This is a genomic window from Pseudoalteromonas sp. P1-9, from assembly GCF_001399975.1.
Classification (GTDB): domain Bacteria; phylum Pseudomonadota; class Gammaproteobacteria; order Enterobacterales; family Alteromonadaceae; genus Pseudoalteromonas.
Genome location: NZ_LKBD01000201.1, coordinates 1 through 208, shown reverse-complemented (window position 1 = coordinate 208; position 208 = coordinate 1). Strand labels below are relative to the sequence as shown.

1 protein-coding gene is annotated in these 208 nt (G+C 46.2%); it reads left to right on the top strand.

Features of this window, described 5'->3' with window-relative positions; genetic code table 11:
* Positions 1-208: transposase (locus tag AN214_RS22400; protein ID WP_152960876.1), on the top strand; the 208-nt coding region annotated here is incomplete at both ends.

Sequence of the window (208 nt, the reverse complement as noted above, 5' to 3'; positions counted from 1 at the left end):
GAGTTTATTCACACTATTACTGAAAGAATAAGTCGTCTAGAACGACTTGATAATGAACTCTCCCACCATGTTTATCAATGGCGTTATTACCCCGTTGTTAAAGCAATACAAGCGATGCGTGGTGTTCGTTTACTCGTGGCCGCTGGCGTTGTCGCTGAGCTTGGCGATTTAACCCGCTTCGACCATCCGCGTAAGCTGATGAGTTACC